This is a genomic window from Ectopseudomonas alcaliphila (assembly GCF_900101755.1).
GTDB classification, from domain to species: Bacteria; Pseudomonadota; Gammaproteobacteria; order Pseudomonadales; family Pseudomonadaceae; genus Aquipseudomonas; species Aquipseudomonas alcaliphila.
In genome coordinates this window covers 148,956-164,137 of sequence record NZ_FNAE01000002.1, presented here as the reverse complement: position 1 = coordinate 164,137, position 15,182 = coordinate 148,956, and the positions used below count along the sequence as shown (strand labels likewise).

The 15,182-nt window shown below is 62.1% G+C and carries 9 protein-coding genes; 4 read left to right on the top strand and 5 right to left on the bottom strand.

The window, feature by feature from the left end; translation table 11 throughout:
• The first annotated feature begins 70 nt into the window (after positions 1 to 70).
• From BLR77_RS09480 to BLR77_RS09465, 4 genes are all read left to right on the top strand, one after another.
• Positions 71 to 1,024, top strand: coding sequence for a TAXI family TRAP transporter solute-binding subunit (locus tag BLR77_RS09480; RefSeq protein ID WP_074677087.1), 954 nt, complete (start codon positions 71 to 73; stop codon positions 1,022 to 1,024).
• 133 nt (positions 1,025 to 1,157) lie between these two features.
• Positions 1,158 to 3,185 carry a TRAP transporter permease gene (locus BLR77_RS09475; RefSeq protein WP_074677085.1) on the top strand — a complete coding sequence of 676 codons (2,028 nt, stop codon included), beginning with the start codon at positions 1,158 to 1,160 and terminating at the stop codon, positions 3,183 to 3,185.
• On the top strand, positions 3,182 to 3,589 hold the full coding sequence (locus BLR77_RS09470) for a DUF1850 domain-containing protein (protein WP_074677083.1): 408 nt from the start codon (positions 3,182 to 3,184) through the stop codon (positions 3,587 to 3,589). The genes BLR77_RS09475 and BLR77_RS09470 overlap by 4 nt, the downstream gene beginning before the upstream one ends.
• A gap of 140 nt (positions 3,590 to 3,729) precedes the next feature.
• Positions 3,730 to 4,242, top strand: a complete 513-nt coding sequence (locus tag BLR77_RS09465; protein WP_074677081.1) for a DUF3617 domain-containing protein — start codon at positions 3,730 to 3,732, stop codon at positions 4,240 to 4,242.
• Positions 4,243 to 4,244: 2 nt separating this feature from the next.
• Here the strand turns inward: BLR77_RS09465 and BLR77_RS09460 are convergent, their stop codons facing one another.
• The 5 genes from BLR77_RS09460 to BLR77_RS09440 form a co-directional block, all read right to left on the bottom strand.
• Positions 4,245 to 4,976, bottom strand: coding sequence for a substrate-binding periplasmic protein (locus BLR77_RS09460; RefSeq protein WP_074677079.1), 732 nt, complete (start codon positions 4,974 to 4,976; stop codon positions 4,245 to 4,247).
• 353 nt (positions 4,977 to 5,329) lie between these two features.
• Positions 5,330 to 5,788, bottom strand: coding sequence for a hypothetical protein (locus BLR77_RS25035; protein ID WP_139202925.1), 459 nt, complete (start codon positions 5,786 to 5,788; stop codon positions 5,330 to 5,332).
• 97 nt (positions 5,789 to 5,885) lie between these two features.
• Positions 5,886 to 6,500 carry a GAD-like domain-containing protein gene (locus tag BLR77_RS09450; RefSeq protein ID WP_074677075.1) on the bottom strand — a complete coding sequence of 205 codons (615 nt, stop codon included), beginning with the start codon at positions 6,498 to 6,500 and terminating at the stop codon, positions 5,886 to 5,888.
• Entirely contained in the window at positions 6,497 to 14,605 is an 8,109-nt protein-coding gene (locus BLR77_RS09445) for a two-partner secretion domain-containing protein (protein WP_074677073.1), read from the bottom strand. The genes BLR77_RS09450 and BLR77_RS09445 overlap by 4 nt, the downstream gene beginning before the upstream one ends.
• Before the next feature lie 48 nt (positions 14,606 to 14,653).
• The gene (locus BLR77_RS09440) at positions 14,654 to 15,172 is read right to left on the bottom strand and encodes a toxin-activating lysine-acyltransferase (RefSeq protein WP_074677071.1); all 519 of its coding nucleotides are present in this window, start codon (positions 15,170 to 15,172) and stop codon (positions 14,654 to 14,656) included.
• Positions 15,173 to 15,182: the final 10 nt, after the last annotated feature.

The following is a 15,182-nucleotide window of genomic DNA, read 5'->3' as shown; positions in this document are numbered from 1 at the left end:
ACGCTGCCTGTGTGGCGTCGTCTAGAGTGAAACTCTGCATATAGCCAATAACAACGACGGAGATACTTCCATGCGACTGACCAAGAAACTCAGCCTGTTCGCCGCTGCCGCGGCCATTACTGCCAGCACCGCAGTGCTCGCAGCCCCGACGTTCATCAACGTGCTCACCGGTGGTACCAGCGGCGTGTACTACCCGATCGGCGTGGCCCTTTCGCAGCTCTACAGCAACGGCATCGAGGGCTCCAAGACCTCGGTCCAGGCGACCAAGGCGTCGGTGGAAAACCTCAACCTGCTCCAGGCTGGTCGCGGTGAGCTGGCTTTTGCCCTCGGTGACTCGGTAGCCGATGCCTGGAACGGCGTCGAGGACGCTGGCTTCAAGACACCGCTGAAGAAGATCCGCGCCATCGCCGGTACCTACCCGAACTACATCCAGATCGTTGCCAACGCTGAATCCGGTATCAAGACCCTGGAAGACCTCAAGGGCAAGCGCATCTCCGTCGGCGCGCCGAAGTCCGGCACCGAGCTCAACGCTCGCGCCATCTTCGAAGCCGCTGGCCTGACCTACAAAGACATGGGCAAGGTCGAGTTCCTGCCGTACGCCGAGTCGGTCGAGCTGATCAAGAACCGCCAGCTGGACGCTACCCTGCAGTCCTCCGGTCTGGGCATGGCCGCCATCCGTGACCTGGCCTCGACCATGAAGATCAGCTTCGTCGCCATCCCGGCCGAAGTGACCGCGAAGATCGACAACGCCGCCTACGAGGCCGCCACCATCCCGGCTGGCACCTACGACGGTCAGGACGCCGACGTGCCCACCGTGGCCATCACCAACATCCTGGTCACCCACGAAGGCGTGTCCGACGAAGTGGCCTACCAGATGACCAAGCTGATGTTCGACAACCTCGGCCGCCTGGGCACCGCTCACTCCGCGGCTCAGGACATCAAGCTGGAAACCGCTACGCAGAACCTGCCGATCCCGCTGCACCCGGGTGCCGAGCGCTTCTACAAGGAAGCCGGCGCGCTGTAATGACGGCTCGGACCGTGGCCTCTGCGCCACGGTCCGGTCTTCACAGAATCGCGAATAAAACCGGCGTTCATGGACGGTGGGTTTTGTTGGCGACTCTGTCCCCGTATCGAAGTAGTCATGAGGTTTGCACTCCATGAGTGAGCAGAATCAGGGTATGGGCGCCAGCCCGTCCGACTGGCCGAAGGCGTTGTTCGCCGTCGCGCTGCTGTTTTCCATCTTCCAGATCGTTACCGCGGCCTTCCACCCGGTATCTACCCAGGTGCTGCGCGCGGTGCACGTCGGCTTCCTGTTGCTGGTAGTGTTCATCAGCCTTCCGGCTTTCGGCGCCAAGCGCCCCTGGCAGCCGCTGGCCTGGCTGCTGGGCCTGGCCGGCATGGCCACGGCGATCTACCAGTGGTATTTCGAGGCGGACCTGATCCAGCGTTCCGGTGACATGACCACCAGCGACATGATCATCGGCATCACCCTCATCGTGCTGGTATTCGAAGCTGCGCGCCGGGTCATGGGCATCGCCCTGCCGATCATCTGCGCGCTGTTTCTCGCCTATGGCATGCTCGGCCAGTACCTGCCGGGCGACCTGATGCACCGCGGCTACGGCTTCGACCAGATCGTCAACCAGCTGGCCTTCGGTACCGAAGGCCTCTACGGCACGCCGACCTACGTCTCGGCCACCTACATTTTCCTGTTCATCCTGTTTGGCGCCTTCCTCGAGCAGGCCGGGATGATCAGGCTGTTCACCGATTTCGCCATGGGCCTGTTCGGTCACAAGGTTGGCGGCCCGGCCAAGGTGTCGGTGGTGTCTTCGGCGCTGATGGGCACCATCACCGGTTCCGGTGTGGCCAACGTGGTCACCACCGGGCAGTTCACCATCCCGCTGATGAAGCGCTTCGGCTATCGCCCGGCCTTCGCTGGCGGCGTCGAGGCGACCTCGTCGATGGGCAGCCAGATCATGCCGCCGATCATGGGCGCCGTGGCCTTCATCATGGCCGAGACCATCAACGTGCCGTTCTTCGAAGTGGCCAAGGCCGCGCTGATCCCGGCGCTGCTGTACTTCGGTTCGGTGTTCTGGATGGTCCATCTGGAGGCCAAGCGCGCCAACCTGCGCGGCCTGCCCAAGGAGGAATGTCCGAACCCGTGGAAGGCCGTGCGTGAGCGCTGGTTCCTGCTGATCCCGCTGTTCATCCTCATCTACCTGCTGTTCTCGGGTCGTACCCCGCTGTTCTCCGGTACCGTTGGCCTGGCCCTGACCGCCATGGTCATCCTCGGCTCGGCGATCATCCTGCGGGTCTCGTCCAAGGTCATGCGCTTCGCCTTCTGGATCGCCCTGGGCGTGCTCTGCGCCGGCTTCTTCCAGCTCGGCATCGGCGTGGTGTTCGGCGTCATCGCGGCGCTGGTGGCGGTCTGCTGGTTCGTCAAGGGCGGTCGTGAAACCCTGACTCTGTGCCTGCACGCGCTGGTCGAAGGTGCGCGTCACGCGGTGCCAGTCGGTATCGCCTGTGCTCTGGTCGGCGTGATCATCGGTGTGGTGTCGTTGACCGGGGTGGCGTCCACCTTCGCCGGTTACATCCTCGCCATCGGCCAGGACAACCTGTTCCTGTCGCTGGTGCTGACCATGCTCACCTGCCTGGTGCTGGGCATGGGTATTCCGACCATCCCCAACTACATCATCACCAGCTCGATTGCCGCGCCGGCCCTGCTGGAGCTGGGCGTGCCGCTGATCGTCTCGCACATGTTCGTCTTCTACTTCGGCATCATGGCCGACCTCACGCCGCCGGTGGCGCTGGCCTGCTTCGCCGCCGCGCCGATCGCCAAGGAGCGTGGCCTGAAGATCAGCCTGTGGGCGATCCGTATCGCCATCGCCGGCTTCGTCGTGCCGTTCATGGCGGTGTATGCGCCGGCGCTGATGCTGCAGGGCGACAGCCTGCTGGCGACCTTCTACGTGCTGTTCAAGGCGGCGCTGGCCATCGGTATCTGGGGCGTGGTGTTCACCGGCTTCCTGCAGGCCAAGCTGACCTGGTGGGAGCGCATCCTCGGCCTGGCCGCTGGTGCCAGCCTGATTCTGGCCACGCCGATCAGTGATGAAGTCGGTTTTGCCCTCAGCGCCATCTTCCTCGCTCAGCACTTCTGGCGCGCCCGTCGTGCCGAGGCTGCGGCAGCGTGATCGGTCTGTGCCTGGGCTTGGCCGGCGCGGTATGGGCAGAGTTGCCCACGCCGGCCTTCACCCTGGCCTGGACCCACACCATCGAGAAGGTTCGCTGGGAAGAGGATTACCGCGTCACCGCCGAGGGCCTGGTTCTCGGTGAGGCGCGGGTCAAGGGTTCCGGCGCCGGAATGGAAATTCCCGACGGCGCCGAACTGCGCAATGGCAGCTGGCACTACCAGCGTCAGCTACCGCCTTTGCAACCCCTGCGAGTCGGGCGTACGCCCGAGGCCGGGGATTACCAACTGTGTTTCGACCAGCGTTGTCGCCCGATGAGCGACTGGCTCGGCCCGCCACAAGCGAGCCAGCCGGCGTTGGAACTCTGGAGCTGCGAGCTGAGCTCCCCCGCGGCTGACGCGGGTTAGGTTCGCCAGAGCGGACCCAGGCTCCCGGCGCCACAAGTGCCGGCGCAAAGAAGAGAACCCCCATGCGGCGCGAGCCTGTGGGGGTTTTGTTCGTCTGCAGCCTGCTAGGCTTGGTCAACCACCTGCTCAGGAGACTCGTCATGCGCCCACTCTTTCGCTCCGCACTCCCGCTCGTCTTTTGCCTTTCACCCCTGGCGGCCAGCGCCCTGGATATTCAGCCAGGCGTCTGGGAAGTCAGCTCGCACAACATGCAGGTGGGCGGCCAGGCCATGCCCGGCATGGAGGAAATGCTGGCGCAGATGCAGAACCTGCCGCCCGAACAGCGCCAGATGATGGAGAGCATGATGGCCGAGCAGGGCATCAAGCTCGGTGCCGGTGGCGTGCAGATGTGCCTTACCGCCGAGCAGATCAAGGCTCAGGAAATACCCCTGCATGACCCCGACTCCGGCTGCAGCAACGAGATCCTCGAGCGCAGTGCGACGCTGTGGCGATTCCGCTTCAGCTGCCCGGATGCTCAGGGCGAAGGGGAGACGCGCTTCGTCAGCGACAAGGAATTCACCACGCAGGTCAAGGGCACCTACAACGGCCAGCCGAGCAGCATGGAAAGTCGGGCCCGTTGGGTCGGGGCGGATTGTGGAGCGCTGCAGCGCTAATGCTACAGGCCGTGGCGTAAACGTATCGCCGCGACCTGCTCGGCGCGCTCTTCGAGAAAACGGTTGAACGCCTCGATCAGTTGCGGGTGGCGGATGCTCGACAGGTAGTAGTGATCCTCCACGTGTGGCAGCGCCGGGTCGAACACCAGGCTGTCGGTTGCCATGCCCATCTGCCCGAGCTGGTGAGCCACTACCTTGGGATTGAGGTAGACGGCGTCGAGGCGGTCGCTGCTGGCCATGAGCAGCAGTGATTGGATCTGGTTGGCCTGGATCAGGCGGATACGCCCGCCGCGAATCTCGGAGAGATACGGCCAGGGCGTGAAGCCGTTCTGCGTGCCAAGCAGCTCGATGCGCTGCATGCCCTGACCGAGGTGCTGCGGCTTGACCAGAATGCCGTCGACGTAGGGCGCTGCCGGATCGCTGTAGCGCACCGCGTGACCAGCCTTCTGGTCGGCGTTCCATTGCGGATGGTCGGGGAACTTGAGATCGACCCGGCCAGCGAGAAAATCACTGAGCAGACGCCGAACCGGTAGCGGCGTGTAGACGAAGCGATAGCCGGACTCGGCAGCGAAGGCGTCCAGCAGGTCGCGGGCGTAGCCGCGGTACTCACCGCCCTGTACATCCGAGTAAGGCTGATAGGGCTGCAGTTCGACGCCGACGCGAATCTCTTCCTGCGCCACGACGGGCAGAACGAACAGGCACAGACTGAGCAGCAGGGCAGGGCGTGTTTTCATGGCAGGCAGGGTCTCGCTGACGGCTAACAGCGGCTCGCTTCGGTAACCATAGCCGCGCCTTCGGGCCCGTTCAAAGTTTCCGTGTGGGCCCTGAGCAGGCGAAACCAGGCACCGTGCGTGGCCTCAGAGAATCGGCGAGATCAGCCGCGCGACGCGCATGCCCAGTTGTTGCAGACAATCAATGGGGTCAAAGTCATCGTTTTGTATCTGATCTATGACTCTGACCCCATTGATTCTAAAGAGCGGGAGATATTCGTGGTCTGTCCCCGAATATTCTTTGTCCCCGAATATTCTTGCTACGTGACGAGGTACACTGGCAAGCTCGGGCGCTGGAGTAGAGTTTTGGGGATTCCTCAGTGTCCCCTATTATTTGGCGCCTCTTGGTTACTTTTAGATTTAATGTGCTCGCAGATAATGGACAGCTTGTTGGCGCGGAACTCAAAAACATCACGATTCTCTGGGGTCTTTTCACCCAGTCGAGTCAGCAGGCTCGCAGTGCGCACACATTGCTCATGCTCAACTTCACCCATTGTGAGACCTTCGAGCAGAAGAGTATCAATCGCCCTGATTCCAGGCGCTTCATCTTCCCAGTCGCCGATTACGTATTTTGTGCCAACTTGTAGAACTGCAATTTTTAGTGGTTCTTGGTATCCCGGATATTCTTTGGTCTGATTAACGTCCAAGTGATTGTTGTGGATGTGTTCTTTAAGTGACATGTCATCATCTGGAATAGGCGTTTTTATCCAGCTGGGATGGTTGTCTTTAGAGGAACACCCGGTTACAAGAAATGCGATTAAAATAAATCTGAACATACTGGATCTCGCAAGCTTTAAGGTGTGTAAAAGGGGGCAGATTTATTTAATTGCATCTTCACAAATCGGCTAATGGGTGTCCCCTTTTCTTCTGATGTCAGCGCCGTAGCTGGTCGAGTATCATCAAGTGAATATGCATGTCCACTTTCACAAGGTTTTCCAAGGCGGCCTTCCCACCGATACACAATGCCGGTTCGAAGGCGTACATCTCGTTAGTTGAAACCGGCCCTAACTTATTGAGCGCTCGTTGAAAAAGTGGCTCGCCTTGCTCGTCTTGGAAGTCGAAGTTTTCCGGTTTGGACATGCCCAGAAAAATCCCAACGGCCCTATCTGGCTGAGGATTTACTTTTTGCAGTTGATTTTTCAATGCGACAATTCCACCAGCAAGGCTCGATATGGTTATCTTGCGCTGATAGCGCTCTCCCCAAGCATAAAGGGAGCCGAAAGCATCCCTTGCAATGACATGATAATTGTCGATGTTCTGAAGGTCGGTACCTTGTAGCCAGCTGTCCAAGGTGTCCTTGTATAGGGCCGGGTCAACAAGCCAGAACATACCATTAGCATACGCACACCAACCTTCTTCCTGCCAGTAACGCAATAGCGCATCTGGGAGCACCGAACGATATTTGTTAATGCTAGAAGTAGGTACAACCTCTCGGTAGCAGGCTTCACCCATGTTAGCGATGAACGATTGAAAGAACTCATCTCTCATCTTGACGTGCCTCGAAGTAATTCCAATTTCACATTCATTTTCGCCGCACCACCTCCGCTGGCAATAGCGTTATCGACCGCCTCGTCCAATGCTTTCAAGCGACTTGGCCAGCTAGCGCCGATTGAGGAGTTGATCACGGAGTTACCCATTCTGACAGGTTCTGGGCTGCCCCACCCCCCCGCCACCATGTCTGGATCATGCAAGGCAGCGAGCTCTGAACGAATTTGCTTGGCCCGTTCTGCCGCTTCAGTGGTTGCGCTGGAAAAGTCTTTACCTTTGGCCATCAATGACTCCGCGATGCTCTCCCGCACCGCTATCTCAAAGTCTTGACCAAATTTTTGTTGCGCTCCTACCGAAGCAGGGTTACGCCCCACGTCGTTATAGGCGTCACGGGCAGCTTTATATTCATCGAGCGATAAATTGTTCAGTGCATCCTGCTGCGCTTGCAACTGCTTGTTGTACTCCTTGAGATACGCCTTTTGCTGCGCAGGCGACATGGCCTGGAATTTCTTGCTGTTGTAGGGGTTGAACGGTTCGACCACGAACTCGTCCATTTGCACAACTGTAGGTGCTGGATCTGCTTTTTGGGGTTCAGGCTTGCCTTCGGGGCTATGAGCAGGCTTGCCAGTATCTGCTACGTCTGCGCCTGTACTTGCCGGTGGCTCGGTAGTTGGTTTGGATGGGAGTGCTTTGCCTGCATCTCCAGCGACCGCCTCTGCTTTCGCCAGCTTGGCCCCATCTGTCGCCATCTTCTCCAGCGTGTCTTTACCCAGCTTGACGCCAGCAGTTGCCAGTTTGACCCCTCCTTTGGCAATTCCGCCGACGCCAGTGACTACGCTGCCTACCTGCCAGATCAGTGCGCCAAGATCCTTGCCCAATTGTTCAGCGTTCTGATCCCCCCCGTGTTCCAGGGCAATAGTCATTCGATCAATCTTGGCGTCAAGTTCGCGGAAGACGCTGTCGCCAAGCTCCTGGCGGGCGTCTGGGCTGGAGATGAGTTGCTTCAGGCCACTAAGTCCTGCGATGGGATCGGAGAGAAACTGAGCCAAACCTTCGATATCGTTCCAACCTGACTCGGCTAGACCCTTGCCGATACCCACCGAGGTCAGTACATCCTGGCGCCGGCTGACATAGCCCCATTTGGCCAGAACCTTGAGGGTTTCCAGAGTACCGTCGGCAGCTTCCAACTCCTTGTTCATCTGCACGATCTGCTGACTGGCCAGCCAATTGTTGTCCACCGCAGTGCCAGCCGCCGTTGTGGCGCTGGTGGTGTCGGCCCCGCTCGCCGCTGCCAGGCCGCTGACCAGGCTGACGATCAGGTTGCGCTTCGCTTCACGTTCGGCGAGTCCTTCGTCTGGGCTGGTTTCGTTGAACAGCCCGGTCAACAGGCTGGAGGCCGCTGCACCGGCGGCGCCTCCGCTACAGCTTTGGTTGCTGGCCGCCGCACCGGCGCATGCGACAATGGCATGCAGTGCCGCATGTGCGGGGCTGCCTTCAAGCAGGCTGCCTTCGGCGACGAGCTTGCCGATGTATCCAGCACCCTGCTGTTGCACGTAGTTCACCACCATGCCTTGGGCGAATTCGCCGCCGCCGGCACTGATGTTACCGCTGGCGGCGGCTACCAAGGCGGTGGCGATCTGTCGGTAGGTGCCACCTGCGCCCCAGTCGTCACCGATGCGCCGCACCTCCTGCTGCAGGCTGCGGGATTGGTCGAGCAGTGTCAGGCGCTGCTCGTCGCTTAGACCGTTGTTGGGATCCAGCGCTCTGGCCTCGGCTTCCTCGGCCTGCCGTTTCTTCGCATCGGCCTCCTTGGCCTTGTTATCAAGGAACGTCCCGACCTCTCGTGTGAATGCACCGGCAATTTCAAAGCCTGCACGCAGTTCCTCTTCATTGAAGATGGGCTTGAGCGCATTGGAGGTATCGCGATCGGTCGATACGTCGCGATTGAGCGAGGCGATGGTCTGTTCGGCGGTCGAGCCGGTAAGCGTCTGCTGGCCGGCATCGTCGCGGATCTCGATATCTGCCGCGCTGATGCCGCTATGGGTGACGCTGCTCGTCTCATCCTTGGCGCCCAGCGCCACGGGCATGGTGGCGCTGAAGCCGCCCTCGTTGGGCAATGTGCTGCCCGGTGTTTGCTCGGGGCCGGCTTGGGCGTTGCCTTGTTGATCCTTGCCAATATTCGCACCGTAGCCACCGCCGATGCTGAGGCTGCTGCCGCTGTACTTGGCCTCGTTCTTGATATCGCGGGTGGTCAGCGTCGCGGTGCTCAGTGTGTTGCGGCCGTCGGCGCTGGCTTTGTCGCTGCTGGTGATGACGGCACCGACCAAGTCGGTATTGCCACCTACGTTGATCTGGAAGCCGCCGTCACCGGCACGGATGCCGGACTGCTCGATGACGCTGGCGTATTCGGAGTCGATATCGGTTTTGCCGAAGTTGGCGGAGATGGAGCTGGCGCCGGCACAGAAGGGCGGGATGCACAGGCTCAGGCCAACGCCCATGCTCTTCTCGTCGACCTTGTAGGTGCTGGTGTCCTGCAGGCTTTCGATATTGAGGTCGCGACCTACGTTGGCCACGACCTGCTTGCCGGTCGCCACGGCGCCTTTGAGGTTGGTGTCGCGGCCCGATTGCAGCAGCAGGGTATTGCCGGCATCCACCCGTGCGTTGCTGTGGGTGATGTCCTCGCCATCACTCTCACCACGATTGCCTGAGACACCGAGATTGAGCGAGAAGCCGTTCTTGCTGCCGCCAAGCGAAAAGCCGATGCCGACGCTGGCGCTGCTGCCGCTGCTATCGCTTTGCTGCATGGCGCTATCGGTCGCGGCCAGCAGATTGATGTCGCCGCCCGCTGCCAGCGATGCATTGTTACCGGCCTTGATCTGGCTACCGCGCACGGTGATGTGGCTATCGCTGCCGGCGCCGCTGGCTTGCAGCGATACATCGTTGCCTGCGGCGATGGTGGACGCGGCGGAGGTGTCGCTACGCTGCACCACGGTGTTGGCGCTTTTTTGCGTGCCCAGCGAAATACTGACGTTGATGCCACCCGCGTTCGTAGGATCTTGGGCAACTGCGGTGGCGGCATTGTTGGCGGCCAGCGCGGTGGTTACCACCGCCAGTGCTTGCATGCGGCTGTTGTCGGTCTTGCTCGACGCCTGCTTCATCTGGTCGGCGGTTTGTATGGCGCTGACCACCGGGTTGGTGATGCTGACCGAGAGCCCGCTCTGCTTGAACCTGGTTTCGCGCTCGCGCTCACTGAGGTTGCGCGCTTCGAGGACATCGATGCGTTGTGCGCTGATGTCGACATTGCCCTTAGGCGCCACCACATGGCTGCCAACCTGACGATAGTCACCATCGGCCAGGATCAGCACGTCGCCGTCGGTCGAGCCGACCACGCTGCCGACTGCTGTACGCCTTGTTGAGTCGTCCTCCACGCTCTGTTGCTGCGTACCGATGGTCAGCGAGAGGCCGCCACCGCTGAACAGGCCGCTTTTCTTCTTGGTCTTGTCGTGGCGCTCGGTGATGCGGTCACTCGCTGCGTCGAGATGGATGTCGTTATCGGCCAGCAGAATGGTCTGCTCGGTCGAGGCGACATTGCTGCCGCGCAGGGTGATGTCGCGCCCCGCCTGGAGATAGGCCTGCTCGCCGCTGAAGGTCGAGCCTTCGGCGAGGGTTTGTTCGACGGTATCGCGCAAGGTGGTGGTGGTGCTGGAGAACATCCCGCTCTTGCCTTTGAACTTGTGCGCTTCATCAGCGAACTGGTAGTTCTCGGCCTCGGTGAGGTTGATGTCGCGCCCGGCGTTCGCCAGCAGCATGCCGTTCTCAGTGTTGACGCTGGCGCCACGGGCATTGATGTCCTGGCCCGCATTGAGCTGCAGCTCGCCGGTGGTCTGGATCACGGAGCCCACTTCGGTGCGGCTGGCTTCGTTACGCCAGTTGCTGCTGTTCCAGACGATGGACTGCTGATGCGCCTCCGATAGCGTGCCCAGGTTGAGGTCGCGCCCGGCCGTGAGCAGCGTGGCGCCCTGGCCGGCATTGGCGACTTGCGCGGCATCCAGTTGCAGATCATTACCAGCACCGACCTGTAGTGTGCCGTCGCTGCCACTCACGAAGAGGCTGGCGACGCGGGATAGCGCCGTGCGGCTGCCCTGGGCATTGGCGCTGTCCTGGGTGGTCGAGGCGACGCGGATATCGTTGCCTGCGTTGACCGAGAGCAAATCCACCGCACTCATCGAGCCACCGATGTTGTTCAGGTTCTCGCGCGCCTCAACCACGAGCTTGGCGGCTTGAAGGCGCCCACCGAGGTTGTCGATGTTCCGTGCGTTCACCGCCACGATGCTGCGCCCGCCGATGCTGCCGCTGTTGAGCAGGTCACCGGAGAGGTCGAGTTTGAGTTGCTGGCCGGCGATCAGCGCACCGTTGCCGTTGAGGTCGCCGTCGCGTACCCGCATGTAGACCTGGGGCACCAGCACCCTGCGTGTTTCGCCATTGGCCAGGGTCACCGAGCGTTCCACCAGCCACACCAGGTCGCTGGTCAGTTGCGCCATCTGCTCGGCGGTCAGCGCCACGCCGGGTATCAGGTTCCACTCGCTGGCCAGGGTAACGCCGTTGTCGAGCAGGGCGCGGTATTGCGCCTCGTCGTCGGCATAGCCGTCGAGGAAGCGTCGCCCGGTGAGTTGGGCGATCTGCTCGCGGATCAGCTTCTGCTCGTAGAAACCATCGCCCAGGCGCAGTTGGGTCAGGGCCGGGTCCACGCTCAGGCGTTGCAGCATGTAGTCAGACGACAGCCATCGGCGGTAGCTGGCGAAGCGCGGATCGGTTTCGATCAGGTAGCCGCGGGTGCCTTCCGGGTTGGTCTGGAACAGGTTGTTGCTCGGCAGGTTGAGGTTGAGGCCGCCGCTGCGTACCAGGCCAGCCACGCCCTGACCATTGTTGAGCTGTACCTCGATGCCTGGGTCGACCTGGTTGCTCTGGCGTACGCCGAGTTGCGTGTTGCTGCCGCTGACTGCCGTCTGGCCACGGAACTCGGTCGGGCTGATGTCGATATCCTGGATCAACGGGGCAGGGCGGTAGGTGGCCACGTTGGTGCCCTGGCGATCACGGCCCTTGCGCTGGATGCGGTAGAAGTTGGTGACGCTGCCGATATCGCTGGTGATGCGTTGGCCTTCCACCTCGGTGTTGTTCACCTGGGCGGCGCCGACCTGCAGCAAACCGCCGGCGATGATGCGGCTCTTGTCATTGAACAGGCTCTCGCCGCTGAACGACAGGTTGCCACCCGCCAGGATTTGCCCGGGCGCCGAGGTAAGCACGCGGGTTTCAGTGACAACGCGGTCGTAGTCGTAGCGGTTGAAGTTGTCGCGGCGACCATCGGGTGTGGTCAGGTGATCGACTTCATCATGGTGTATGGATATTTGGTCGGGGCGATAGCGGTTGGGGGAACTGCTGATCTGATATTCCTGCTGTCGCTCGCGGCTAACCTCCACTTGGCTTGTGCTGAAATGTTCGTTGGTATTGCGCAGTTCGCGCACCGCCAGGTCTAGGTTGCCGAGCGCTTCGATGGTGGCGCTGGCGTTGCTCAGCAGTTCGGCCCGGTCGCTGGCGCGATCATTCGCATCCAGCGCGCCGCCGATGGCCAGGTCGCCGGCACTGAAGATCAATGCCTGCTCGCGGTTCTCCAGGGTCTCGGCGCCGATGTCCAGGCGTTCGCGGGCTGCCAGGGTGGCGGCGCGACCGGCCTCGTCACGGTTGGACAGTAGCCGGCTGGTAACGGCCAGGCGATCACCATAGAGTTGGCCGGTGCCGAGGTTGTGCAGCTCATCGGCCTGGACGCGCACCTGCTGGCCATCGACCAGGCCACGGTTGAGCAGTTGGCCGTCGACACGCAGGTCGACCTGATTGGCGCTCAACTCGGCGCCACTGGCGTTGTCCAGCGTGGTGCTGCGTAGCAGCAGCGATTGTCCGGCCTGTAGTTGGGCGGCATTGTTCAGGGCGCCGTCGACTTCGACGTCCAGCTTGCCGTTGGCTTGCAGCAACCCGGCGAGGTTCATGTTGCTTTGCTGGCGCAGCAGCAGGTCACCCAGGCTCAGGGCTTTGCCGGTGCCACGCAGGTAGGCCGTGTTGAGTGAGAGCAGACGTCCGGCGAGCAGTTCGCCGCCCTCGTTGAGCAGCTCTTGAGCGGTCAGCCTGACCTCGCCGTTGCTGGCGATGGTGCCGCCTTTGTTGTTCAGTCGCTGGGCATCGCGCACTTCCAGCGTGCCGCCCTCAGTCGTGAGGAGGCTACCGTCGCTGTTGTCCAGCTCGCGGCTGTCGATCAATACCTGGCGCCCCTGGCTGTAGCCGCCAGCTAGTACCGCCTGCTGCGCGGTCAGATGCAGTTGGCCATTGCTCAGCAGGCTGCCGCCGCTGCCTTCGATGCGCTGGGCGTTCAATGCCAGGCGGCCGTCGCCGGCATGTTCGACCGTGCCGCCCTGGTTGTTCAGGGTCTGCGCCTCGAGGCTGAGCGATTCGGCGTTGCTGGCGATGCGTCCGTTGCTGTTGTCGAGGCTGTCGGTGGCCTTGAGCGTGCTGGCCGTGCTGCCGGTTTGCAGCAGCTCGCCGTCGACGTTGGACAGGTGCTTGGCGCTCAGCGCCAGATGCTCGGCGCTGACCTTGGCGGCATCGCTGCGCAGGGTGCCACTGGCGCTGGCTTGCAGGTTACCGGTGCTGTCGATCTGGCTGGCGCTCAGGTCGATATCGCCGTTGCTGGCGCTCAGGTCAAGGTCGCCGGCCTGGGTGCGGCTGTGGCTCAGGTCGAGACTGTCGCCCTGCACGTCGAGCTTGCCACTGGCGTGGTTCTGGCCGTTGGCTGCCACCTGGCGAGCCTCGATCTTCAGTTCGGCGGCACCTTTGGCGTTGCCCAGGGCATCGATACCGGCGGCCAGCAGCGAATCACGACCGCTCTGCACACGGTCAGCCTGCAGGTGAGTATTGCCCTGGGCTGCGACCACGCCGTTGTTTTTGATGCTGCCCTGGCTGCTCAGGCGCATGTCGCCTTTGGCATAGAGGCTGCCGCTGTTATCGATGGCCTGGGTGCTGACCAACTGAGTGTCGCCGGCGCTGCTGACGGTGCCGAGGTTCTGCAATTTGCCATCGGCGCTGATTACCACCTCGCCGGCCATGGCGCCGATCTGCCCGGCGTTGCGCACGCCGACGCCGGCCTCGGTGCCCACCAGCTTGATCTTGCCGGCATACATGCCGCCGAGCTGGGCGACGTCGATGGCTACTTCAGGCTTGGCGCTGCCGTCATCGGCGAGAGCGCTGACCTGGGTGTTGTCGGCGTTGACCTGGTTGCGCCCGGCGGTGACCTTGAGATCCTTGGCCCAGATGCCGGCGTTGACCTCGACGCTGCGGGCAATCAGGTCGGTGTAGTCGCTGTCGCGGCTGTCCAGGCCCTTGCCGGTGATGCTCAGGGTGCCGCCTTCGACCTTGTAACCGGTGATGCGGCCGTCTTCCATCTGCACGCGGCCAGTAGTCAGGGTGGAGCGGTCGGCATTGATGAAGCCGCAGCCGTCGCAGGTGATCCCGGCCGGGTTGGCGATGATCACCTCGGCACGGCGCCCGGCCACTTCCACGTAGCCACGCAGTTGGCTGGGGTCGCTGGAATTGACCTCGTTGAGGATCACTCGCGCGCCCGATCGGAGGTTCGGGTTGCCCTCGATCCAGCCGCCGATCTGGGTCTGGCTGATGGTCGGCGAGTTATTGAGTATCGCCCCGCGGCCATCCACGTCGAACTGACTGTAGGTATTGCGTGAAACCCCGGCAGCGCTGGGCGTGGCGATGTTCACTTGTGGCGTGCCGTTGGCACTTTCAATGACGTGCGGGCGTTGGCCGCCGGGCGCATTGGGATCGGCAACGATGCCGCCAGCCCAGGCCGGAGTGACCGCCAGGCTAACCAGCCCCAGTGCGCCCATCAGGGCGAAGCGCAGGGGCTGCAGAGTGGCTACACAGCCGTGGATAGCCCCACTGGCATCGCGCGTGCCGGGCGCCTTGCCTTGGCTGCTGACGTTCTCCGCCACCACCATGAGCAGGCCGCGTGCCTTGTTGAAGATGACTCGATGCAGGTGCTTGTTCATGTGCAATTCCATTTGCGGTACCGGACCGCATGTAACGTTTGAAGAGAATCAGGTCTCGCTGGCGAGTGGATGGGCCGCGAACCAGGCCTTGGCCTGCTCCGGGATCACGCCGATGCCATGGAAGGTCTTGACCTTCAGGCCGCGTGTTTCGCCACGGTGGTAAAGCGCGCGAGCGCAGCGGTTGGGGAATATGCGGCTTTGCAGCAGGCGGCTGAGCACGGCGGTGTTGCCGAAGGGCGCGACCCAGTCGTTGATCCACATGCGCTCGCCGCTGCACCAGTCGGCCTCATCCATTTCCAGCGGCGAATGGCTCAGGTAACGCCGCTCGCCGGCTTCGTCCAGGCTCAGCCAGGCCAGGTAAAACACCGGCCTGCCGTTCTCGCTGCCGAGCACGAACTGGCGGTGCTTGAGCGCCGGTAGGAGCAGGCGCGACAGGCTGTGCAGGGGCGCGTCGCGGTGGGCCTCGGAATGCATCCACAGCCAGGTGGTGGCACCCAGTACGTTGGCCTCATTCCATGGCTCGTCGAAGACGGCCGGGGCGGTGATGTCGAAGGTATCGAAGCGCATGGGGCGATCC

Bases quoted from the DNA above. Each gene is read 5' to 3' on its own strand.
- BLR77_RS09480 (WP_074677087.1), top strand. From the start codon at position 71: ATGCGACTGACCAAGAAACTCAGCCTGTTCGCCGCTGCCGCGGCCATT.
- BLR77_RS09475 (WP_074677085.1), top strand. From the start codon at position 1,158: ATGAGTGAGCAGAATCAGGGTATGGGCGCCAGCCCGTCCGACTGGCCG.
- BLR77_RS09465 (WP_074677081.1), top strand. From the start codon at position 3,730: ATGCGCCCACTCTTTCGCTCCGCACTCCCGCTCGTCTTTTGCCTTTCA.
- BLR77_RS09460 (WP_074677079.1), bottom strand. From the start codon at position 4,976: ATGAAAACACGCCCTGCCCTGCTGCTCAGTCTGTGCCTGTTCGTTCTG.
- BLR77_RS25035 (WP_139202925.1), bottom strand. From the start codon at position 5,788: ATGTTCAGATTTATTTTAATCGCATTTCTTGTAACCGGGTGTTCCTCT.
- BLR77_RS09450 (WP_074677075.1), bottom strand. From the start codon at position 6,500: ATGAGAGATGAGTTCTTTCAATCGTTCATCGCTAACATGGGTGAAGCC.
- BLR77_RS09445 (WP_074677073.1), bottom strand. From the start codon at position 14,605: ATGAACAAGCACCTGCATCGAGTCATCTTCAACAAGGCACGCGGCCTG.
- BLR77_RS09440 (WP_074677071.1), bottom strand. From the start codon at position 15,172: ATGCGCTTCGATACCTTCGACATCACCGCCCCGGCCGTCTTCGACGAG.